The organism is Streptomyces sp. CMB-StM0423 (genome assembly GCF_002847285.1).
Classification (GTDB): domain Bacteria; phylum Actinomycetota; class Actinomycetes; order Streptomycetales; family Streptomycetaceae; genus Streptomyces.
On the sequence record NZ_CP025407.1, the window covers coordinates 4,064,628 to 4,085,687 of the forward strand.

At 71.3% G+C, this 21,060-nt stretch carries 16 protein-coding genes; 8 read left to right on the plus strand and 8 right to left on the minus strand.

Features of this window, described 5'->3' with window-relative positions:
- Positions 1 to 150: 150 nt before the first annotated feature.
- The 3 genes from CXR04_RS17660 to CXR04_RS17670 are packed head-to-tail and all read right to left on the minus strand — an operon-like array spanning position 151 to position 2,708.
- Complete coding sequence (locus CXR04_RS17660; RefSeq protein ID WP_101423359.1) at positions 151 to 1,011, minus strand: ABC transporter permease; 861 nt, start codon at positions 1,009 to 1,011, stop codon at positions 151 to 153.
- Positions 1,008 to 2,009 (minus strand): ATP-binding cassette domain-containing protein, encoded by a 1,002-nt coding sequence (locus CXR04_RS17665; RefSeq protein ID WP_101423360.1) that lies wholly within the window; start codon positions 2,007 to 2,009, stop codon positions 1,008 to 1,010. Before CXR04_RS17665 ends, CXR04_RS17660 begins: the two co-directional genes overlap by 4 nt.
- Positions 2,010 to 2,057: 48 nt before the next feature.
- Complete coding sequence (locus tag CXR04_RS17670; protein ID WP_101423361.1) at positions 2,058 to 2,708, minus strand: NADPH-dependent FMN reductase; 651 nt, start codon at positions 2,706 to 2,708, stop codon at positions 2,058 to 2,060.
- Between the two features lie 327 nt (positions 2,709 to 3,035).
- Here CXR04_RS17670 and CXR04_RS17675 point away from each other — a divergent pair, with 327 nt between their 5' ends.
- From CXR04_RS17675 to pstB, 6 genes are all read left to right on the plus strand, one after another.
- On the plus strand, positions 3,036 to 4,073 hold the full coding sequence (locus CXR04_RS17675; protein WP_234380295.1) for a PstS family phosphate ABC transporter substrate-binding protein: 1,038 nt from the start codon (positions 3,036 to 3,038) through the stop codon (positions 4,071 to 4,073).
- Between the two features lie 239 nt (positions 4,074 to 4,312).
- Complete coding sequence (locus CXR04_RS17680) at positions 4,313 to 5,029, plus strand: response regulator transcription factor (protein ID WP_234380296.1); 717 nt, start codon at positions 4,313 to 4,315, stop codon at positions 5,027 to 5,029.
- 75 nt (positions 5,030 to 5,104) lie between these two features.
- Positions 5,105 to 6,247: a phosphate ABC transporter substrate-binding protein PstS gene (pstS, locus tag CXR04_RS17685; protein WP_101423362.1), complete on the plus strand. Its 1,143-nt coding sequence runs from the start codon at positions 5,105 to 5,107 to the stop codon at positions 6,245 to 6,247.
- 121 nt (positions 6,248 to 6,368) lie between these two features.
- Positions 6,369 to 7,367: a phosphate ABC transporter permease subunit PstC gene (pstC, locus tag CXR04_RS17690; RefSeq protein WP_199850478.1), complete on the plus strand. Its 999-nt coding sequence runs from the start codon at positions 6,369 to 6,371 to the stop codon at positions 7,365 to 7,367.
- Positions 7,364 to 8,425, plus strand: coding sequence for a phosphate ABC transporter permease PstA (gene pstA, locus CXR04_RS17695; RefSeq protein ID WP_101423363.1), 1,062 nt, complete (start codon positions 7,364 to 7,366; stop codon positions 8,423 to 8,425). The genes pstC and pstA overlap by 4 nt, the downstream gene beginning before the upstream one ends.
- Positions 8,426 to 8,449: 24 nt before the next feature.
- Positions 8,450 to 9,226 (plus strand): phosphate ABC transporter ATP-binding protein PstB, encoded by a 777-nt coding sequence (pstB, locus tag CXR04_RS17700; protein WP_101423364.1) that lies wholly within the window; start codon positions 8,450 to 8,452, stop codon positions 9,224 to 9,226.
- A gap of 122 nt (positions 9,227 to 9,348) precedes the next feature.
- Here pstB and CXR04_RS17705 read toward each other — a convergent pair whose 3' ends face one another.
- Both CXR04_RS17705 and aspS read right to left on the minus strand, forming a co-directional pair.
- On the minus strand, positions 9,349 to 11,874 hold the full coding sequence (locus CXR04_RS17705; RefSeq protein WP_234380297.1) for an FtsX-like permease family protein: 2,526 nt from the start codon (positions 11,872 to 11,874) through the stop codon (positions 9,349 to 9,351).
- A gap of 180 nt (positions 11,875 to 12,054) precedes the next feature.
- Positions 12,055 to 13,818 (minus strand): aspartate--tRNA ligase, encoded by a 1,764-nt coding sequence (aspS, locus tag CXR04_RS17710; protein ID WP_101426446.1) that lies wholly within the window; start codon positions 13,816 to 13,818, stop codon positions 12,055 to 12,057.
- 168 nt (positions 13,819 to 13,986) lie between these two features.
- Here aspS and CXR04_RS17715 point away from each other — a divergent pair, with 168 nt between their 5' ends.
- On the plus strand, positions 13,987 to 16,275 hold the full coding sequence (locus CXR04_RS17715; RefSeq protein WP_101423366.1) for an ATP-binding SpoIIE family protein phosphatase: 2,289 nt from the start codon (positions 13,987 to 13,989) through the stop codon (positions 16,273 to 16,275).
- 199 nt (positions 16,276 to 16,474) lie between these two features.
- Here CXR04_RS17715 and CXR04_RS17720 read toward each other — a convergent pair whose 3' ends face one another.
- Together CXR04_RS17720 and CXR04_RS17725 are read right to left on the minus strand one after the other, a co-directional pair.
- Complete coding sequence (locus CXR04_RS17720) at positions 16,475 to 17,428, minus strand: pirin family protein (protein WP_101423367.1); 954 nt, start codon at positions 17,426 to 17,428, stop codon at positions 16,475 to 16,477.
- Between the two features lie 73 nt (positions 17,429 to 17,501).
- Positions 17,502 to 18,029: an SseB family protein gene (locus CXR04_RS17725; protein ID WP_101423368.1), complete on the minus strand. Its 528-nt coding sequence runs from the start codon at positions 18,027 to 18,029 to the stop codon at positions 17,502 to 17,504.
- 145 nt (positions 18,030 to 18,174) lie between these two features.
- Between CXR04_RS17725 and CXR04_RS17730 the strand changes: the two genes are divergently transcribed.
- Entirely contained in the window at positions 18,175 to 20,001 is a 1,827-nt protein-coding gene (locus CXR04_RS17730; RefSeq protein WP_101423369.1) for an acyl-CoA dehydrogenase, read from the plus strand.
- Between the two features lie 96 nt (positions 20,002 to 20,097).
- Here CXR04_RS17730 and CXR04_RS17735 read toward each other — a convergent pair whose 3' ends face one another.
- Complete coding sequence (locus tag CXR04_RS17735) at positions 20,098 to 21,054, minus strand: sulfotransferase family protein (protein WP_101423370.1); 957 nt, start codon at positions 21,052 to 21,054, stop codon at positions 20,098 to 20,100.
- Positions 21,055 to 21,060 lie beyond the last annotated feature (6 nt).

Consider the following 21,060-nt stretch of genomic DNA (forward strand, 5'->3'; position numbering starts at 1 on the left):
GCGCCGGCTCCTATGCACAGGGGAGGAACATGCGGGCGAACTTAGCAGATGCGGAGGCGGACATGACCGGGCCCGTCCCCTTCCGGCCGGAAGGGGACGGGCCCGGTCGCGCTCAGCGTCGCGTTCTCGCGCCGCGATCTCCGCGTCGCGTTACTTCCTGGCGTACAGGCGCATCGTGATCGGGCCGAAGATCGCCACGATCGCGCCCGCCCAGCCGAGCGTCCACGCGATGTCCGCGGCCGGCCAGTCGCCGTGCATCAGCTCACGGACCGCGGACGCGAGGTGCGTCACCGGGTTGTTGTTGACGAACGCCTGCAGCCAGCCCGGCATCGTGTCCGGCTCGACGAAGATGTCGCTGAGGAACGTCGTCGGGAACAGGACCATCATGCTGACGCCCATGACCGACTTCTCCGAGCGGAGCAGCAGGCCGAACATCGTCCAGATCCACGAGAACGCGAACGAGAAGACGATCAGCAGCGCCACCCCCGCGAGCACGCCCACCACGCCGCCGTCCGGGCGGAAGCCCATGATGAGGCCGACCCCGACCATCACCACCGACGCTATGAGGTAGCGCAGCATGTCGCCCAGCAGGTAGCCGACCATGACCGCGGGGCGCCAGATCGGCAGCGAGCGGAAGCGGTCGAAGACGCCCTTCTCGATGTCGGTGTTGACGGAGACGCCGGTGTACATCGTGATCATGACGATGCTCATCACCAGGATGCCCGGCAGCAGGTACTGCAGGTAGTCCGAGGTGGAGCCCGCCAGCGCACCCCCGAAGAGGTACGTGTACATCAGCACCATCATGATCGGGAAGGCGGTGACGTCGAAGAGCTGCTCCGGCACGTGCTTGATCTTCAGCACGGCGCGCCAGCCGAACGTCACGGAGGCGGACCACGGACTCGGCCGTGCCGGCCGCTCCTTGGAGACCAGCAGCTCCGCCAGGCTCTCGGTGGTGACCGGCGCCAGGTCCTCCGTACGGCCCTGGGTCTGGGTCTCGGTCGCGGTGCTCATGCTGCTGCCTCCTGGGTCTCGGCACCGGCCGGGCGGTCGGTGAGGGCGAGGAAGACCTCGTCCAGGCTGGGCTGACCCAGCGAGAAGTTGTCCACGGTGATGTCCGCGCGGGCCAGCTCGGCCAGCGCGGCGGCGGCCTGCGCGGCGGCGCCGCGCCCGTTGTCGCCGTCGCCGACGCGGGCGGTGAGCGCGACCGGGTCGGCTTCGAGCTGGACCTGGGCGCCGGTGAGCGCCGTCTCCAGCAGGGCGACCGCCTCCGCGCGCTGCGCTGCGTCGCGCAGCCGGAGGTGGACGGAGCCGGCGCCGACGGACGCCTTCAGCTCGCCCTTGGTGCCCTCGGCGATGACCTTGCCGTGGTCGATGACGGCGATCCTGGAGGCGAGCTGGTCCGCCTCGTCCAGGTACTGGGTGGTGAGCAGGACGGTGGTGCCCTGCGCGACGACCGCGCGGACGATGTCCCAGACCTGGTTGCGGCTGCGCGGGTCGAGGCCGGTGGTCGGCTCGTCGAGGAAGAGCAGGTCGGGGGTGTTGAGGATGGACGCGGCGATGTCGATGCGCCGCCGCATGCCGCCCGAGTAGTTCTTCACCTGCTTGTCCGCGGCCTCGCCGAGGCCGAACGCCTCCAGCAACTGCGCGGCGCGCACCCGCGCGGCCGCGGGCCGGTGCCCGAGGAGGCGGCCGAGCAGCACCAGGTTCTCGGTGCCGGTCAGGTCCTCGTCCACGGAGGCGTACTGGCCGGTGAGGCTGACCCGGGAACGTACGGCGTTCGCGTCGCGGACGACGTCCTTGCCGAAGATCCGGGCCTCGCCGCCGTCGGGGCGCAGCAGGGTGGCGAGCATCTTCACGGTGGTGGTCTTCCCGGCGCCGTTGGGGCCGAGGACGCCGTAGACGATGCCGCGGGGGACGGCGAGGTCGACGCCGTCCACCGCGCGGGTCTCGCCGAACACCTTCACAAGTCCCGACGTCTCGATCGCCAGGCCGGACGGGTCGTTAGTCATGTGCTTCTTCTCCAGATTCTCCAACATCAGGTATATGTGCGGCTTTTGCTACGCCACGTACGGCCGCGCCGCGCGGGCCTCTCTCAGCGCGAGACCCCACCAGGTGAGCTGGTCGAGCAGGGCGCCGGCGGCGCGTACCAGCCCGTCCGAGTAGATGGACCCGCCGGCCGGGAATTTCTCATCGGTGAAGCGCAGGTCGATTCCGACCGAGTCCCGCACCGTGACCGTGTGCAGCTCGGTGAAGACCGACCTCAGGTGCTCCACCGCGCGCACGCCGTCGCAGCCGAAGCCGTACGACACGAAGCCGACGGGCTTCGCGTGCCACTCGTCGTAGCCGATGTCGATGGCGTGCTTGAGCTGCGCGGGGAAGCTGCGGTTGCACTCGGGGGTGACCACGACGAACCCCTCCGCCCACGCCAGCTCCGCGGTGAACGAGGCCATCTGCTCGGTCGGGTGCGCGGGGTAGCGCAGCGGGAGGTCGTAGTCGGCGAGGTCCAGCACGCGCAGGGCCAGGTCGCCACGGTCGCCGGCCAGCTCGCCGAGCCAGTGGGCCACGGCGGGCGGGCGGCAGTCGGGCTCCTCCTGGCCGCCGAGTATGCACGCGATCCGCAGCCGGGCGCCCGCGCCGACCGCATCCGAGGGGCCGGCCGCCGCCGCGGGGCCGGGCGTCCCGCGTACGCCGGACTCTCCGTTCCGCATCGGACACCTCCCGGTCCCGGCCACCCCGGGCGGTGCGCCCGGGCCTTCACCCTTCAGGCGCCAGAAACCGGCAGGCGCCCGCCAGATCCGATCTAGCGGGCCGCGCGCACCGCCGCGCGCGGGGCGGACGCGGGCCGCGTACACCCCTCCCGCCTGCACGTTCGCCCCGTGATCCGCGCTTTCATCACAGCCGCATAACGGCATCATGTCTGGTCGTCCACTGTTCATCCCTTGCTCACCGAAGCCGCCCCGCATGGCCGACTGCCGCCATTTCGATACAGGACCCGAGTTATGTCCGAATCGATCAGCGGAGAGCAGTGAAAGCCCGTGAGCCCGATACAGACGAAGCGCACCGCCGCCCGCCTGGGCGCCCTCCTCCTCGCCCCGGCCGCCGTCGTCTCCCTCGTGTCCTGCGGCGGCGAGAGCGAGGCCAGCCCGGATGAGGACAGGACGGAACGGCCGGCCGGGACGGTCACGATCGACGGCTCCAGCACGGTGGAGCCGCTGACGAAGCTGGCGGGCGAGCGCTTCGGCCGGCAGGAGCCGGGGGTACGGGTCAAGGTCGGGGCGTCCGGCACCGGCGGCGGCTTCGACAAGTTCTGCGTGGGCGAAACGGACATATCCGACGCATCCCGGCCGATCAACGACTTCGAGAAGGAGACCTGCGCCAACTGGGACGTGCCGTACCGCGAGCTGACGATCGCCAACGACGCGCTCACCATCGTCGTCCCGCGCGGCAACGACTGGATCGACTGCATCACCACCGACCAGCTCAAGCGCATCTGGGAGCCCGGCTCCACACTGGCGAGCTGGCAGGAGGTCGACCCCGCCTTCCCGGACGAGCCGCTGCAGCTCTACGGGCCCGACACCGACTCGGGCACGTTCGACTACTTCACCGAGGCCATCAACGGCGAGGAGAAGGCGTCCCGCGCCGACTTCACCCCGAGCAGCGACGACAACACGCTCGTCAAGGGCGTCGCGGAGCACTCAGGCGGCCTCGGTTACTTCGGCTTCACCTACTTCGACGAGAACCGCGACAAGCTGCGCGCCCTGGAGATCGACGCCGGCGGCGGCTGCGTCGCGCCCAGCACGGTGTCCGTCCAGGACGGCTCGTACAAGCCGCTGGCCCGGCCGCTGTTCATCTACCCCTCGGCGAAGGCGCTGGAGCGCCCCGAGGTGGAGGGGTTCGTCGAGTTCTACGTGGACAGCCACACGGACTTCGCCTCGGAGGCCGGCTACATCCCGCTCAGCGAGGCGCAGGAGAAGAAGCTGGAGCGCGATCTGACGCGGCTGAAGGAGCACAGCGACCGGCCGGGCGGCGCGGGCGACTCCGGCGGGGACTCGGGCGGCTCGGGCGGCCTGTGAGCGTCCCGGCCGGGGGCCCGTACGGCGGTGCCGGCAGGTGGTCCGGCGGGCGGCCGGAAAGGTGAGCCACGCCACGCCCGGCGGGGCTCAGGGTGCCGTGGATCACGCCGTTCATAACGGGCGGATAACGGCATCACGCACCCCTGTTCCGATGTTCACCTTCAGTTAACCGCCACCACCGGCCGAGTCCGCAGACACCGATTTCCATGAGAGGCGACGAAGGGGGTGGTGACCGACCGATGGACACACCGGCGATACCCGGCCAGCGACACGGACATGTCCTGCTGCTCGCCGATCCGGACGAACAGGTGGCGCACGATCTTGCGGAGCACCTGTCGGGCCATCAGGTGAAGGTCGTCTTCTGCTCCGACGGGGCGGAGGCGCTGCTCCAGGTCGGCCTGCAGTCCCCCGACGCCCTGCTGGTCAGCGCCAAGCTGCCGCTCGTGCCCGGTGCCCGAGTGGTGGAGGTGCTGCGGCGACGCAGCGCCACGCCGGTCATCATCGGCGTCGGCCCCGACGACGCGGAGGACGCCGTGGAGGCGCTCACCGCCGGGGCCAGCGCCTGCGTCGCCCGGCCCTACCGGCCGTACGAGGTCCTGAAGATGCTCGGCGTCGCCAGCCCGGCGACGTACGACGTGGACCAGTCGGTGGCCTCAGGTCCGTACAGCGTCAACCCCGCCACCTTCGAGGCCCGCGTCGACGGCCGGCTGGTGCAGCTTCCCCTTCGGGAGTTCAAGCTGCTGCACCTGCTGGTGGCCAACGCCGAGAAGGTCGTCACCCGAGACCAGATCAGCGCCGAGCTGTGGGGTGGCAGCGCACCGAAGTCCAACACGATCGCCGTGCACATCCGTCGGCTGCGCGACCGCATCGGGGACAACCCTCACGATCCACGGATCATCCTCACCGTCCGCAACGTCGGCTACCGCTTCGTGCCGCCGACCGCGGACCTCCCCTAGACCCCACAACTCAGTTTGTCTCGATTTGTTATCAAGCCGCTCCTGGAAGTGCGGCCTCAGGAAGGAAAGTCCCCAGTGAAGTCTCAGAGCAAGATCCGGTACCGCACCGCGGCAGGCATACTCGCCCTCTCCAGCGCCCTCGTCCTCTCGGCGTGCGGCTCGGACGACAATTCGGACTCCGGCGACGACAAGGCCAAGGGCGGCGACAAGAGCTCCGCGGCCGCCGGCGGCGAGATCAAGTGCGGCGGCAGCGGCGAGCTGCTCGCCTCGGGCGCCAGCTCCCAGGACAATGCCGTACAGCAGTGGGTCGCTGACTACCAGGCCGCCTGCCCCGACGTGACGGTCAACTACAAGCCGGTCGGCTCGGGCGCGGGCATCGAGGAGTTCCTCAACGGCCAGACCGCCTTCGCCGGCTCCGACTCCGCGCTGGAGCCGGAGGAGGTGGAGAAGTCCAAGGAGGTCTGCTCCGGCGGTCAGGGCATCAACCTGCCGATGGTCGGCGGCCCGGTCGCCATCGCGTACCACCTGGAGGGCGTGGACGAGCTGGTGCTCGACGCCGAGACGCTGGCGAACGTGTTCAACGGCGAGATCAAGCAGTGGAACGACGACGCCATCGCCAAGCTGAACCCCGACGCCAAGCTGCCGGACACCAAGATCCAGCCCGTGCACCGCTCCGACGAGTCGGGCACCACCGAGAACTTCACCGCGTACCTCAACACGGTCGTGAAGGACGCCTGGCCGGACGAGGCCGACAAGAAGTGGCCGATCGAGGGCGGCCAGGCCGCCACCGGCTCGGCCGGGGTGTCCTCGCAGGTGAAGCAGACCGACGGCGCCATCTCGTACATGGAGATCTCGCACGCCGAGTCCAACGAGCTGAGCACCGTCAAGCTGGACACCGGTGCCGCGGAGCCCGTCGAGGCCACCGTGGAGAACGCCTCCCAGGCCATCGCCGTCGGCAAGCGGGTCGGCCAGGCGCCCGACATGGCGCTTGAGCTGGACTACGCCACGAAGGAGGACGGCGCGTACCCGATCACCCTCGTGACGTACGAGATCGCGTGCGACAAGGGCAACAAGCAGGAGTCCCTGGACGCGGTGAAGTCCTTCCTCGCCTACACCGCCAGCGAGGCCGGCCAGCAGTCGATCGTCGACGTCGGCTACGCCCCGCTGCCCGCGGACATGGCCGCCGAGGTCGCCAAGACCGTCGACACCCTGTCCTGATCCCCCCTCCCGCCGGCCGGCGAACCACACCGTCCGGCCGGCGGGGGGCCATCCGGTGCACCGCCGCCGGGACGCGGGCGCAGACCGCGCCGTCGCCCCACACCAGACCGGAGATTCACGTATGACTGCTCCACCCACCGACATAGAAACCCCCGCCCCACCGCCGTCACAGGTCCTGCTGTCGAACGGCAAGGGCGGCTCCCGCCGCGGCGACAAGGTCTTCTCCGGCCTGTCGAAGGGGTCCGGGATCACGCTGCTGCTGATCATGGCCGCGATCGCCGCGTTCCTCGCGTACCGCGCGTCCATCGCCCTCGCGGACAACGAGGGCAACTTCCTCACCACCTTCGAGTGGGACGCGAACTCCATCCCGCCGAAGTTCGGCATCGCCGTCCTGGCCTTCGGCACGGTCGTCTCCTCGGTCGTCGCGATGGTCATCGCGGTGCCGATCGCCGTGGGCATCGCGCTGTTCATCACCCACTACGCACCGCGGAGGCTGGCGGCGCCCATCGCGTACGTCATCGACCTGCTGGCCGCCGTCCCGTCCATCGTCTACGGCCTGTGGGGCGCGCTGTTCCTGGTGCCGCACCTGGTCGGCACGTACGAGTGGCTGGACCGCTACCTCGGCTGGACCGTCGTGCTCTCCTTCGACGGCACCGCGCCGCGCTCGCTGATGACCGCGGGCATCCTGCTGGCCGTGATGATCCTGCCGATCATCACCAACGTCAGCCGCGAGGTCTTCGCCCAGACCCCCCGCCTCCAGGAGGAGGCCGCGCTGGCGCTGGGCGCCACGCGCTGGGAGGTCATCCGCATGACGGTGCTGCCCTTCGGCCGCTCCGGCGTCATCTCCGCCTCGATGCTGGGCCTCGGCCGGGCGCTCGGCGAGACGATGGCGGTGGCCACCGTGCTGTCGCCGTCGGCGCTGCTGTCGGCGGAGATCCTCCAGGCGGGCGGCGGTACGTTCGCGCAGAACATCGCCGCGTCGTTCGGCGAGTCCGGGCAGTTCGGGCGGGACGCGCTGATCGCCTCCGGCCTGGTGCTGTTCGTCATCACGCTGCTGGTCAACGGCGCGGCCCGGTTGATCATTGCGCGGCGCAAGGAGTACTCGGGGGCCAACGCATGAGCACCATCGCCGACAAGCGGCCGGTCGACCGGCTCGGCATCAAGCAGCCGCGGCTGCCCCGCTTCGCGCCCCTCGGGATCGCCGCCGGCGCCGCCGTCGTGGCCGTGGCCATCGGCGTGCTCGCCGACCTCGGCAGCCGCATCCAGTGGGGCCTGATCGCGGCGATCCTCTTCGTCGTCGGCCAGTACGTCATCTCGACCGCGGTCGAGGGCGGCCGGCAGGCGAAGGACCGGCTGGCGACCTCCCTGGTGTGGGCGGCGTTCCTGCTGGCCGTCGTCCCGCTGGCGTCGCTGATCTGGGAGACCGTCAGCAAGGGCATCAAGGTCACCGACGGCTACTTCCTCACCCACTCGATGAGCGGCGTGGTCAACGTCGCGCCCGGCGGCGGCGTCTACCACGCGCTGATGGGCACCATCGAGCAGGTGCTGATCGCCACCCTGATCGCCACCCCGATCGGCCTGCTGACCGCCGTCTACCTGGTGGAGTACGGCCGCGGGGCGCTGGCGAAGGCGGTGACGTTCTTCGTCGACGTCATGACGGGCATCCCGTCCATCGTCGCCGGCCTGTTCGTCCTCAGCCTGTGGATCATGATCCTGGACTTCGGCTACTCCGGCTTCGCCGGTGCGCTGGCCCTGGCGATCCTGATGATGCCCGTGGTGGTCCGCTCCACCGAGGAGATGCTGAAGCTCGTCCCGAACGAGCTGCGCGAGGCGTCGTACGCCCTGGGCGTACCGAAGTGGAAGACGATCCTCAAGGTCGTTCTGCCCACCTCCATCGGCGGCATCACCACCGGCGTCATGCTGGCGGTCGCCCGCATCACCGGCGAGACCGCCCCCGTGCTGCTGCTCGTCTTCGGCAGCCCCGCGATCAACAACAACCCCTTCGACGGCGGCCAGGCGTCCCTGCCGCTGTACATCTACCAGCAGTGGGGGGCGGGTACGTCGGCGTCGTTCGACCGCGCCTGGGCCGCCGCCCTCGTCCTGATCGTCTTCGTGATGATCCTCAACCTGCTGGCCCGCGGCATAGCCCGCTGGAAGGCCCCGAAAACCGGCCGCTGACGGCCAGAGGAGAAGTGATCTGACATGGCCAAGCGCATCGACATCAGCGGCCTCACCGCCTACTACGGCGACTTCAAGGCGATCGAGGACATCTCGATGGCCGTCGAGCCGAAGTCCGTGACGGCCTTCATCGGCCCGTCCGGCTGCGGCAAGTCCACCTTCCTGCGGACCATCAACCGCATGCACGAGGTCATCCCGGGCGCGCGGGTGGAGGGGAAGGTGATGCTGGACGACGAGAACCTCTACGCCGGCGGCGTCGACCCCGTCTCCGTACGGCGCGTGGTGGGCATGGTCTTCCAGCGGCCCAACCCGTTCCCGACGATGAGCGTGTACGAGAACGTGGCCGCGGGCCTGAAGCTCAACGCCCGGTACAAGAAGTCCGAACTCGACGACGTGGTGGAGAAGTCCCTGCGCGGCGCGAACCTGTGGAACGAGGTCAAGGACCGCCTCAACCGCCCCGGCTCCGGCCTCTCCGGCGGCCAGCAGCAGCGCCTGTGCATCGCCCGCGCCATCGCCGTCGAACCGCAGGTGCTCCTCATGGACGAACCCTGCTCCGCGCTCGACCCGATCTCCACCCTCGCCATCGAGGACCTCATCGGGGATCTGAAGACGCGGTTCACGATCGTCATCGTCACGCACAACATGCAGCAGGCTGCGCGCGTCTCGGACCGTACCGCGTTCTTCAACCTGTCGGAGGTCGGGCAGCCCGGCCGGCTCATCGAGATCGACGACACCGACAAGATCTTCTCCAACCCGTCGGTGCAGGCGACCGAGGACTACGTGTCGGGCCGCTTCGGCTGAGCCGACGACTCCGGCCGGGGTCCCCGCGGGACCCCGGCCGGCCGAGCCGTCTTGCGGTGCTGCCTGGCGGTGCCGCCGCAAGACACCAGGGCCCGCCCCGCACCCGGGGCGGGCCCTACCGCTCACTCCTCCGCCAGCGCCGCCTCCGCGGGCCGCGCCCGCAGGGCAGCCCAGCCCGGCACCAGGGTGGCGGTGAGGGCGAGGGCCACGGCCCCTGCGACCACCGCGGCGTAGATGGACAGCGGTCCCGAGGGGAGCATGCTGTCCGCCGCCGCGTGGCTGAACGGCACCAGCGCGGTGGCCGCGGCCGCCGTGCCGAGGGCCACGCCGATCCCGGCGACGATCAGCGCCTCGATCGTCAGCATCCGCAGCACCTGCCGGCGGGTGGCGCCGGCCAGCCGCTGCAGCCCGAACTCGCGGCGGCGGCCGGAGACGGAGAGCACCAGGTTGTTGACCACGGAGATCGCGGTGTACGCGACGATCATGCCGACCATCAGGTAGTTGACCCACGCCTGGGTCTCGGTGTCCTTGATGTTGGCCTCGATCAGGTCGTCGCGGTCGGCGACGGCGGTGCCGGGGTGGTCCGCGAGGGTCTTCTCCAGGTTCGCCGTCAGCGCCGCGGCACCGGTGCCGTCCTCGGCGCGTACCAGGATCTGCTGCGGCAGCGCGCCGTCGGTGTGCCCGGCGAGGAGGTCCGCGGGCACGAACGCGGTGTCGTAGCCGGCCCGGCCCTCGAAGAGCACGGCGATCCGCAGATCCGCGGCGGCGCCGTCGCCGAAGCGGACCTCGACGGTGTCGCCGACGCTCCGGCCGTCCGCCGCGCCGGCGGGCAGGGCGATGGTCCGTCCGGTGAGGTCGGCGACCTCGCCCCCGACCGGGTCCAGGGCGGTGGTGCGCGCGGCGCCGCGGGCGTCGATGCCCTGGAGCGGTACGCCGTCCTCGTCGCCGATGCCGTCGATCCAGCCGGTGCTGGTGACGTACGCGCCGGCCGCGGCGACGCCCTCGGTGGCGCGGACGTCGGCGGTGAGCGCCGGGTCGAGGGTGCCGGAGGCGGACTCGACGACGGCGTCGGCGCGCAGGTTCTGGGCGTACGCCTCGCGGGAGGCGTCGGTCTGGGTGGTCTGGAGGTACAGGTTCGCGGTGGCCATGGCGACGGCCAGCATCACCGGGGTGACGACGCCCGCCATCCGGACGGCGCGGGCCCTGGCGGTGACGACGGCGAGTTCGCCGCTGGCGCCGGTGACGGCCTTGACCGGGCCCGAGATCAGCACGGTGCACAGCTTCGTCAGCCCCGGGCCGAGGAGCGCGAGGGCGATGGCCGTGCAGAGCACGGTGGGCCCCGCGGTGCTGGCGGCGATCGGGCCGTCGAAGAGCACCCAGGTCAGGATGGCCAGCGCGACCGCGCCGGCGAGGAAGAGCAGGGCCGCCACCATCCGCGTCGGGGTCGCCCAGCGGGTCCGTACCGTCGACTCCGCCATCGCCTCGACGGCCGTGACCTTCACCCCGCGCCGGCCGCCGAGGAAGCCGCCGAGCAGCGAGGTCAGCAGCAGCGCGCCGGCCGCGGCGACCGCGGGGATCCAGCCCTGCTCGTACGCGACGGCCTCCGACACCATGCCGCTGCCGGTGAACTCCTCGAACAGCCGCTCCCCCGCGGGCGGCCCGGCGAACCAGCCCGCCGCGCCGGCGACCAGCGCGACCATCAGCGTCTCGGCGAGCAGCAGCCGGCGCAACTGGCGCGGAGTGGCGCCGACGGTACGGAGCAATGCGAACTCGCGGCGGCGCCGCTCGACGGACAGCGCGACCGTGCCGGAGACGACGAAGACCGCGACGAGGGTGGCCATCCCGCCGAAGGCGCCGGCCAGCGCGATCAGGTCCTCCTTGCGCGTCAGCACCTCGGGGTACTCGACGGCGCCGCGGTCGTCGCCGGAGACGACCTTCGCCGGGGTCTGCGCCTTCGCGGTGCGGTCCGCGACGACCTCGCCGAGGCGGTCCTTCAGCTCGCCGTGATCGGTGCCGGCCGCGGCCGTGACGGCGATGTCGGCGAGGGCGGGGGAGAGCGCGCGGGCGCGGTCGTCGGTGAAGAACACGGCGCCGCGGTCGACGGCGTGCGCGGTGCGGACCACGCCGGTCAGGCGGTACGCCCCGGCGCTCCCCTGCGCGGCGACGCGCACCTCGTCGCCGGGGCGCACGCCGTACGCCCGGGCGGTCGCCTCGTCCAGCACCACGTCGCGGGGGCCGGCCGGGGCCCGGCCTTCGGTCAGCTCGTACGGGGTGACGGCGGCGGAGGACCAGCCGTGGGCCTGCGCGTCGGGGGCGGACCCCGGTTGTGACCGGCCGCCGAGTACGGCTGCCTCGAAGACCCGCTCGGGGACGGCGCGTTCGACGCCGGGGACGTTCCGTACGGCCGCGGTCAGGGAGTCGTCGAGCGCGGGACGCTCGGGGAGGACGGCGGTCTCGTCGCCGCGGGGGAGGTCGCGGTCGCCGGTGACCACGAGGTCGGCGCCCGCGAGGCGCTGCGCCGGCGCGTTGTTGCGTATGCCGGTCTCCAGCAGCCCGCCGCACGTCATCACGATGACAGTGCCCAGGACGAGGGCCAGGAAGGTCGCCGAGAGCGCGGCGGTTCTGTGGCGGAGCGTACGGATGGCCATGGCCCACATGGGACGGTTCCCCTCTGCGATGTCGATGACATCAACCTAGGAATTCCCGTGCCCGCACCCCATGGGATGCCCACCCGGCTCCGGGGTGTACCTGGCACCACCACGGGCCGGGGGCCCGCCGGGCGCCCCGGCCCGTACGCCGGTGTGGAAGCTGGTGTGGAAGCTGGTCCGCTACTTGGGCTGCGGCTTCCGCAGCGCGATGTGCAGCTCGCGCAGCCGGGCCTCGTCGACCTCGCTGGGCGCGCCCATCAGCAGGTCCTGGGCGTTGCCGTTGAGGGGGAAGGCGATCGTCTCGCGGATGTTCGGCTCGTCGGCCAGCAGCATCACGATGCGGTCGATGCCGGGCGCGATCCCGCCGTGCGGCGGGGCGCCGAAGCGGAACGCGCGCAGCATGCCGCCGAACTCGCGCTCCACCTCGTCCTTGCTGTACCCCGCGATGCCGAATGCCTTGAACATGACCTCCGGCTCGTGGTTCCGGATCGCGCCGGAGGACAGCTCGACGCCGTTGCAGACGATGTCGTACTGATACGCGAGGACGTCCAGCGGGTCCTTGGTCTCCAGCGCCTCGATGCCGCCCTGCGGCATCGAGAACGGGTTGTGCGAGAACTCGATGGCGCCCGTGTCCTCGTCCTTGTCGAACATCGGGAAGTCGACGATCCAGCAGAACCGGAAGACGCCCTCGGCGAACCGCCCGGCGCGCTTCGCGGCCTCCACGCGCACCGCGCCCATGATCTTGGAGACCTCGTCGGTCCCGCCCGCGCCGAAGAACACCGCGTGCCCGGCCTCCAGGCCCAGGCGCTCGGTGAGCACCCGCACGTTCTCCTCGGTGAGGAACTTCGCGATCGGCCCGGACAGCGCCCCGCCCTCGCCGACTCGCACCCACGCCAGGCCCTTCGCGCCCTGCTCGACGGCGAAGTCGCCGAGCGCGTCGAAGAACTTGCGCGGCTGGTCCTGCACGGCCGGCACCGGCAGGGCCCGTACGTGCTTGCCGGCGAACGCCTTGAACTCGCTGCCCGCGAAGACGTCCGTGACGTCCGACAGCTCCAGCTCCGCCCGCAGATCCGGCTTGTCCGAGCCGTACTTGACCATCGCCTCGCGGTACGGGACCCGCGGGAACGGCGAGGTGACGTGCCGGCCGTCGCCGAACTCCTCGAACAGCTCCGTCATCACCTTCTCGATGACGGCGAAGACGTCCTCCTGCTCGACGAAGCTCATCTCCATGTCGAGCTGGTAGAACTCGCCGGGCGAGCGGTCGGCGCGGGCGTCCTCGTCGCGGAAGCAGGGCGCGATCTGGAAGTAGCGGTCGAACCCGGCCATCATCAGCAGTTGCTTGAACTGCTGCGGGGCCTGCGGCAGCGCGTAGAACGTGCCGGGGTGCAGCCGGGAGGGGACCAGGAAGTCGCGGGCGCCCTCGGGGGAGGTGGCCGAGAGGATCGGGGTCGTCAGCTCGTTGAAGCCGAGGGCCGTCATCTTCTGCCGGATGGCCGTGACGACGGCGGTACGCAGCATGATGTTGCGGTGCATGCGCTCGCGGCGCAGGTCGAGGAAGCGGTATTCGAGCCGGCGCTCCTCGCCGACGCCGTCCTCGGCGTTGATCGTGAACGGGATCTGCCCGGCGGCGCCGAGCACCTCCACGTCGCCGACCTCGATCTCGATCTCGCCGGTGGGCAGCTCGGGGTTGACGTTGTCGGCGCCGCGGGAGACGACCTTGCCGTCGATCCGTACGACGGTCTCCTTGGTGAGGTGCGCCAGCGCCTCGTTCGCGGGGGTGCCGGGGCGGGCGACGAGCTGGACGATGCCGTAGTGGTCGCGCAGATCGATGAAGAGGATGCCGCCCAGGTCGCGCCTATTGTGCAGCCAGCCGGACAGCCGGACGTCGCTGCCGACGTCGCTCGCGCGCAGCTCACCACAGGTGTGGGACCGGTACCGGTGCATCATCCATCCAGTTCGTCGGACTCGTCGTCTTCGGCTTGCCGTCGCCCGCGGCCGGGTGGCGCCGGGGGCCGGGAGGGCGCCCGTTCGGCCAGGAGAGTGTTCAGCCCGCCAAGACTACCGTCCCCGTCTTCCCCGGCCGCACGCGGTCAATCACCTTAAAATAGGGCAATGCGCACCGAGGAGGTCCTGGCTGCCGTCGGCACCGGGGTGTGGAGCTGGGACGCCGCCTCCGGCACCGTGACCATGGACGCCGAGGCCGCCCGGCTCGTCGGGCTGCCCGAGCGGCCGACGGAGACGACGGCGGCCGACCTCCGGGGCCGCTGCCACGGGGTGGACTACGTCGAGCTGGCCGGGGCGATGGACCTGGCCCGCACGGAAGGCACCGTGGCGGAGGCGCGGCTGCGGATCGTGGACGAGCGGGGGACGGTGCTGCGGGTCGTACGGACCAGGATGCGGCCGTTCCGCGACGGCGAGCCGGCGGAGGGGGGACACGGTACGGACCGGGCGCCGGGCGCCGGTCCTGACGCGGGTACGGGCGGCGGCACGGCCCCGGCTCCGGGGAGCGGCACCGCCACCGGACCCGCCCCCACCGGCCCCGCCGCGGCGGCCGACTCCGGCGACGTGGTCATGTCCGGCATCGTGCAGGAGGTCGTCGAGCCTCCCCCGGAGCGCTCCGCACCTGAGCGGTATCCCCAGCCCGGCGCCAGCGCCGGCACCTCCCCGCCGTCGCCGCTGACCAGCGACTGGCGGCTCTCCCGCGAGGCGTTCCTGCTCGACGCGGGGCGGGCGCTGGCCGAGTCCCGCGGCACCGACCAGGTGCTGCGCGTCGCCGCGTCCCTGTCGATGCCCGGCTTCTCGCCCGACGGCATGGCCGTCTTCGGTGTCGAGGGCAACCACCTCAAGGTCATCGGCCAGCACGGCTACCGCCCCGAGGACGAGGAACCCTTCCACGACATCCCCCTCGACTCCGACTACCCCGGCTCCGTCGCCGTCCGCACCGGCCGCGCCATCTACATCGCCGGCCGCGAGGAGTACCGCCGCCGCTTCCCCGAGGCGTGGCGGCTCGCCGGCCGGCTGGGCCGGCGCTCGTGGGCGTACGTACCGCTGATCGTGGCCGGCCGCGTCATCGGCGTGTGGCTGGCGGCCTTCTCCCACCCCGCGCCCTTCACGCCCGACGAGCGCTCGGTGCTCACCACCGTCGCCCGCATGCTCGCGCAGGCACTCTCACGGGCGCACGTGCACGAATCCGAACGCGAGCTGTCCGCCGGGCTGCAGCGCAGCCTGATGCCGGAGGAGGTGCCGCCGACGCCGGGCATGACCGTCGCCGCGCGCTACGTGCCGACCGGCGGCGGTCTGGAGATCGGCGGCGACTGGTACGACGTGATCACCCTGCCGTCCGGCAAGACGGCCGTGGTCATCGGCGACGTGCAGGGCCACGACGTGCGCGCCGCCGGGCTGATGAGCCAGTTGCGCATCGCCATCCGCGCGTACGCCTCGGAGGGCCACCACCCCGACGCCGTACTCACCCGCGCCTCGCACTTCCTCACCCAGCTCAACCAGCGGGAGGGCCTCGAAGGCGACTCCCCGCCCGACGACGCCGACCCCCGCTTCGCCACCTGCCTCTACATCAAGGCCGACCCGGCCACCGGCACCCTCCACATCGCCCGCGCCGGCCACCTCGACCCGGCCATGGGTATCGGCGACGGCACCCTCCTCGTCCGCCCCACCGAGGGCGGCCTGCCCCTGGGCGTCGTCGAGGACCCGGACTACCCCGTCACCCGGCTGGTCATGGAGCCGGGCGAGCTGATGATGCTGTGCAGCGACGGGCTCATCGAGACCGGCGGCCACGACCTGGAGACCGGCCGCGACCGGCTGCGCCGGGCCTTCGCCGGGCACGTCGGGGACGATCTGGAGACGCTGGCGGACGCGCTCATCGACGCCGTCAGCGGCCCCGGCTCCCACGCCACCCCCGGCCCGCACGCGGAGCGCCGGGAGGACGACATCGCGCTCGTCCTCCTCCGCCGCGACCTGCCGCCGGCCGAAGGCGAACCGGGCGCCGCGCCCACCGGCCGCCACATGCACCTCACCGTCCCCCAGGCGGAGCAGCAGCGCACCGCGGACGCCCGCCACGAACTGCGCGCGATGCTCTTCGACTGGTCCGCCCCCGCGCAGGTCGACTCCGCGGAACTGGTCCTCTCCGAACTCATCGCCAACGTCCTGCTGCACACCGACAGCGACGCCGACATCAGCGCCGACGTCGACGGCCCCCGCGGCAACCGCACCCTCCGCGTCACCGTCTCCGACGCCGACACCGGCCTCCCCCACCTCCGCCACCCGGGCGAGATGTCCTCCTCGGGCCGCGGTCTCTTCCTGCTCCAGGAGCTGTCGGGCGAGTGGGGCACGGAGCCCAGGGGCGACGGCAAGGAGATCTGGTGCGAGTTCCACGAGGAGGACTGACCGACCGGGGTTCTCGAACCGGGGCGGGGCGTCGCACAGGGCCTGGTAGTCCGAGGGGAGCTTCGTACGCAGCTCCCCTTCGGCCCGCGTCCGGTCCATCCCGCGCCCGCGGGGATCGGCGCCCATGGCGTCCAGCAGCCTCTGCATCCACCCGCGCGCATCCTCCCGATGCCCGGCGGGCTCCGGCAAGGGGCGGCCGTTACGCGTCCGCGGGGATCGTGCCGAGGCGGCCGGATCTGAAGTCTTCGAAGGCTTGGGCCAGTTCGACGTGGGTGTTCATCACGAACGGGCCGTACTGCTTCATCGGCTCCCTGATCGGCAGCCCGCCCAGCAGGACGACCTCGAAGGTCTCGCTCCGGGAGTCCTGCGTGGCGTCCGCGCGGATCGTCAGGGACTCGCCGTGGCCGAAGAGCACCGCCTGGCCCCTGGCGAAGGGGCGGGACTCCGGGCCCGCGGTGCCGCTGCCGGCGAGGGCGTAGGCGAGGGCGTTGAAGTCCGCGCGCCAGGGGAGGGTCACCGATGCGCCGGGGCTGACGGTGGCGTGGATCAGGGTGATGGGGGTGTGCGTCGCGCCCGGGCCCGCGTGGCCCGCGAGGTCGCCGGCGATCAGGCGGAGCAGCGCGCCGCCGTCCTCGGAGGCGAGGAGCTTGACGTTCCGGCCGCGGAGGTCCTGGTACTTCGGCGGGATCATCTTGTCCGCGCGCGGCAGGTTCACCCACAGTTGCAGCCCGTGGAAGAGGCCGCCGCTGACGACCAGCTCCTCCGGCGGGGTCTCGATGTGCAGGAGCCCGCTGCCGGCGGTCATCCACTGGGTGTCGCCGTCCGTGATGACTCCGCCGCCGCCGTGGGAGTCCCGGTGCACGAGCGTGCCGTCGATGATGTACGTCACGGTCTCGAAGCCGCGGTGCGGGTGCCAGGGGGTCCCCTTCGGCTCTCCCGCCCCGTAGTCGACCTCACCCATGTGATCCAACATGATGAACGGATCGAGACGGGCGTAGTCGATGCCGGCGAACGCGCGGCGGACCGGGAAGCCCTCGCCCTCGTAGCCCTGCGGCGCGGTGCTGACGGTGTGTACCGCGCGGGCCTCGGCGGTGGGCGGGGGCGGGGAGACCCGGGGGAGGAGCAGCGGGTTGTCGGTCGTGACTGCAGGCATGGGGTCTCCTCGGTTGGTCCGCCCTCAGGTGGTTGAGGGTTAAACGACCTCCGGGAGCCTTCTCATTCCCCGTTCAGCCGTACATCCGGCGCATCGCGAAGTCGACCATCTCCTCGACCGCCTTCGCGTCCACGACCATCCGGTGGTCGCCCTCGATGTCGAGCACGAAGCCGTACCCCGTGGGCAGCAGGTCGATGACCTCCGCGCCGGTGACCGTGAAGTACTTCGACTCCCGGCCCGCGTAGCGCCGCAGCTCCTTCAGCGAGCTGAAGAGCGGGATCACCGGCTGCTGGGTGTTGTGCAGGGCGAGGAAGCCGGGGTTGTCGCCGCGGGGGCAGTAGATCTTGGAGGTGGCGAAGATCTGCTGGAAGTCCTCGGAGCCGATGGCCCCGCCGGTGAACGCCTTGACCGCGTCCGCGAGCGACGGCGGGGCGGGCTGGGACGGCTCGGGGTAGAGGGGCTGCTCGGCGTAGCCGGGGGCGGGCTGGTCGTACGGCCCGGGGGGCGCGGCGTACTGGTGCCCCTGCGGGTGGCCCGGCGGGGGTGCCTGGGGGTGGCCCGGCGGAGCGCCGTAACCGGCGGACTGGTCGTAGCCGTACATGCATTCAAGCCTAGCCGCGCCGCGGGCAAACGGGTGGGGACTCCGCCAGCCGGAGGGATGTGACAAGACGAGGGTTGCGTTTTATTACTGACGGGTAGCATCATGGGAGGTCGCTGATCCCTTATGCCTGATACGGAGCCTGCGCATGGGCCACTACAAGTCGAACCTCCGGGACATCGAGTTCAACCTCTTCGAGGTGCTGGGCCGCGGCGACGTCTACGGCACGGGCCCCTTCGAGGACATGGACACCGAGACCGCGCGGAGCGTGCTCACGGAGATCGCCCGGCTGGCCGAGAACGACCTGGCCGAGTCCTTCGCCGACGGCGACCGCAACCCGCCCGTCTTCGACCCGGAGACCGGCACCGCCCCCGTCCCGGCGGCCTTCCGGAAGTCGTACGAGACCTACATGGACGCCGAGTGGTGGCGCCTGGGCCTGCCCGAGGAGATCGGCGGCACGGCGACACCCTCGTCGCTGATCTGGGCGTACGCCGAGATGGTGCTCGGCGCGAACCCGGCCGTGTGGATGTACGCCTCGGGTCCCGCCTTCGCCGGCGTGCTCTACGACGAGGGCACCGAGGAGCAGCGGAAGGCCGCGCGGCTGATGGTCGAGCGGCGCTGGGGCTCGACGATGGTGCTGACCGAGCCGGACGCCGGCTCCGACGTGGGGGCCGGGCGCGCGAAGGCACTGGAGCAGCCCGACGGCACCTGGCACATCGAGGGCGTCAAGCGCTTCATCACCTCCGGCGAGCACGACATGTCGGAGAACATCGTGCACTTCGTGCTGGCCCGCCCGGAGGGTGCCGGACCCGGCACGAAGGGGCTGAGCCTGTTCGTCGTGCCCAAGTACGACTTCGACTGGGAGACCGGCGAGCTGGGCGAGCGCAACGGCGTCTACGCCACCAACGTCGAGCACAAGATGGGCCTGAAGGTCTCCAACACCTGCGAGCTGACCTTCGGTGACCGGCACCCGGCGAAGGGCTGGCTGCTCGGCGGCAAGCACGACGGCATCCGCCAGATGTTCAAGATCATCGAGTTTGCCCGGATGATGGTCGGCACGAAGGCCATCGCCACCCTCTCCACCGGCTACCTCAACGCGCTGGAGTACGCGAAGGAGCGCGTCCAGGGCCCGGACCTGGCGCAGTTCACCGACAAGACCGCGCCCCGCGTGACCATCACGCACCACCCGGACGTGCGCCGCTCGCTGATGGCACAGAAGGCGTACGCCGAGGGCATGCGCGCCCTCGTCCTCTACACCGCCTCCGTGCAGGACACCATCCAGGTCCGGGAGGCCGCCGGCGAGGACACCTCGGCGCAGCACGAGCTGAACGACCTGCTGCTGCCCATCGTCAAGGGGTACGGGTCGGAGAAGTCGTACGAGCAGCTCGCCCAGTCGCTGCAGACCTTCGGCGGCTCGGGCTATCTGCAGGAGTACCCGATCGAGCAGTACATCCGGGACGCGAAGATCGACACGCTCTACGAGGGCACCACCGCCATCCAGGGGCAGGACTACTTCTTCCGGAAGATCGTCCGCAACCAGGGGCAGGCGCTCACCTCGCTCGCCGAGGAGATCAAGAAGTTCCTCGCCGAGGCGGTCGGCGGGGAGCAACTGGCCGCCGCGCGGGACGAGCTGGCCAGGGCCGCGGTGGACCTGGAGGCCATCGTCGGGGTGATGCTGACCGACCTCGCGGCCACCGAGAAGGACGTGAAGTCCATCTACAAGGTGGGGCTCAACACCACCCGCCTGCTGCTGGCCTCCGGCGACGTCGTGATCGGCTACCTGCTGCTCAAGGGCGCCGCGGTGGCCGCGGAGAAGCTGCCGACGGCGGCGGCGAAGGACGTGCCGTTCTACCAGGGGAAGATCGCGGCCGCGACGTTCTTCGCCCGGAACGTGCTGCCGGGCGTCGGCGTACAGCGGTCGCTGGCGGAGAGCATCGACCAGTCGCTGATGGAGCTGGACGAGGCCGCGTTCTGAGGCACGGAACGGGCGGACCCGGGTCCGGATACGGCGCCTCTTGACGACGACGAAGGCGCCGGATCCGGACCCCCCGGAGGGCTCGGAGGGGCGGGGTCAGTCCCGGTAGCCCCAGGCGGCGGCGTACTCCGCCATCTTCGGCGACAGTTCGGCGGCCCCCTCCTCGAAGGAGCGGGCGGCCTGGATCCGGCCGGACTTGATGTTGTCGCTGCGGTCGCCGAGGTTGGGCCGGAGCCGGCCGTGGTCCTGCTCGCCGTACGCCAGCATCGACTCCTCGAACTCCACCTCCAGATACGCGCACACGCCGCGCATGACCCGCTCGGGGTCGGAGGTGAGGTCCTCGTACGTGAGGGTGTGGCCGTCGAGCGCGGTGCGGGCCCGCTCCAGCGGCTCGAAGTACTTCAGCGCGTTCGCCTCGTTCTGGGCGCGGGTGGAGGTATTGGACTTGCGGTTGTCCAGCGAGCTGACGACGCCCTCGGGGTGGCGCAGCAGGAACAGGAACTTCGCCTTCGGCCAGGCGTGCGTCAGCCGCTCCCAGGCCCACACGTTGCCCGGGGTCTTGTCGACGACGATGTCCTTGCCGCTGCGCTCCAGCTCCAGGTGGAGCACGCGGTCCCAGAGCACGTGCTCCAGCTCCACCTTGTCCAGGCCCAGTTCGAGCATGGACTGGTCGGAGAAGCCGGGGGTCAGCTCCACGCCGAGGGTGCGCAGGTGCAGTTCGTGCGGGGCGCGTATCCGGGAGTGGCTGTTGAGCAGCATGCGCAGCAGGGTGGAGCCGGAGCGCACCGGGGCGAGGACGAAGACCGGCGCCTCGACCTGCCGGGGCATCGCGTCCACCCCGTAGTCCATCGCGACCGTCTTCTTCGGCGGGCGCGGGCCCTTCGGCTTGGCCTTCTCCGGCGTCTTCTGCGGCGTCGCGGCCTCGGGCGCCACCTGGGCCGCAGGGGCCGCCGGGACCGCCTCCGCGTCCGGACCGGTCAACTGCCGCGGCGGCCGGAGCGCCTCGCCCAGCAGCCTCGCTCTGCGCTTGATGCCCGTGTTCACGACTCCCATGGCGCC

Excerpts from the sequence above, each read along its gene's own strand:
- CXR04_RS17660 (WP_101423359.1), bottom strand. The coding sequence starts at position 1,011 with ATGAGCACCGCGACCGAGACCCAGACCCAGGGCCGTACGGAGGACCTG.
- CXR04_RS17715 (WP_101423366.1), top strand. The coding sequence starts at position 13,987 with ATGCGCACCGAGGAGGTCCTGGCTGCCGTCGGCACCGGGGTGTGGAGC.
- pstC (WP_199850478.1), top strand. The coding sequence starts at position 6,369 with ATGACTGCTCCACCCACCGACATAGAAACCCCCGCCCCACCGCCGTCA.
- pstB (WP_101423364.1), top strand. The coding sequence starts at position 8,450 with ATGGCCAAGCGCATCGACATCAGCGGCCTCACCGCCTACTACGGCGAC.
- CXR04_RS17730 (WP_101423369.1), top strand. The coding sequence starts at position 18,175 with ATGGGCCACTACAAGTCGAACCTCCGGGACATCGAGTTCAACCTCTTC.
- CXR04_RS17720 (WP_101423367.1), bottom strand. The coding sequence starts at position 17,428 with ATGCCTGCAGTCACGACCGACAACCCGCTGCTCCTCCCCCGGGTCTCC.
- CXR04_RS17680 (WP_234380296.1), top strand. The coding sequence starts at position 4,313 with ATGGACACACCGGCGATACCCGGCCAGCGACACGGACATGTCCTGCTG.
- CXR04_RS17725 (WP_101423368.1), bottom strand. The coding sequence starts at position 18,029 with ATGTACGGCTACGACCAGTCCGCCGGTTACGGCGCTCCGCCGGGCCAC.
- CXR04_RS17735 (WP_101423370.1), bottom strand. The coding sequence starts at position 21,054 with ATGGGAGTCGTGAACACGGGCATCAAGCGCAGAGCGAGGCTGCTGGGC.
- pstA (WP_101423363.1), top strand. The coding sequence starts at position 7,364 with ATGAGCACCATCGCCGACAAGCGGCCGGTCGACCGGCTCGGCATCAAG.
- CXR04_RS17705 (WP_234380297.1), bottom strand. The coding sequence starts at position 11,874 with ATGGCCATCCGTACGCTCCGCCACAGAACCGCCGCGCTCTCGGCGACC.
- CXR04_RS17670 (WP_101423361.1), bottom strand. The coding sequence starts at position 2,708 with ATGCGGAACGGAGAGTCCGGCGTACGCGGGACGCCCGGCCCCGCGGCG.
- CXR04_RS17665 (WP_101423360.1), bottom strand. The coding sequence starts at position 2,009 with ATGACTAACGACCCGTCCGGCCTGGCGATCGAGACGTCGGGACTTGTG.
- aspS (WP_101426446.1), bottom strand. The coding sequence starts at position 13,818 with ATGCACCGGTACCGGTCCCACACCTGTGGTGAGCTGCGCGCGAGCGAC.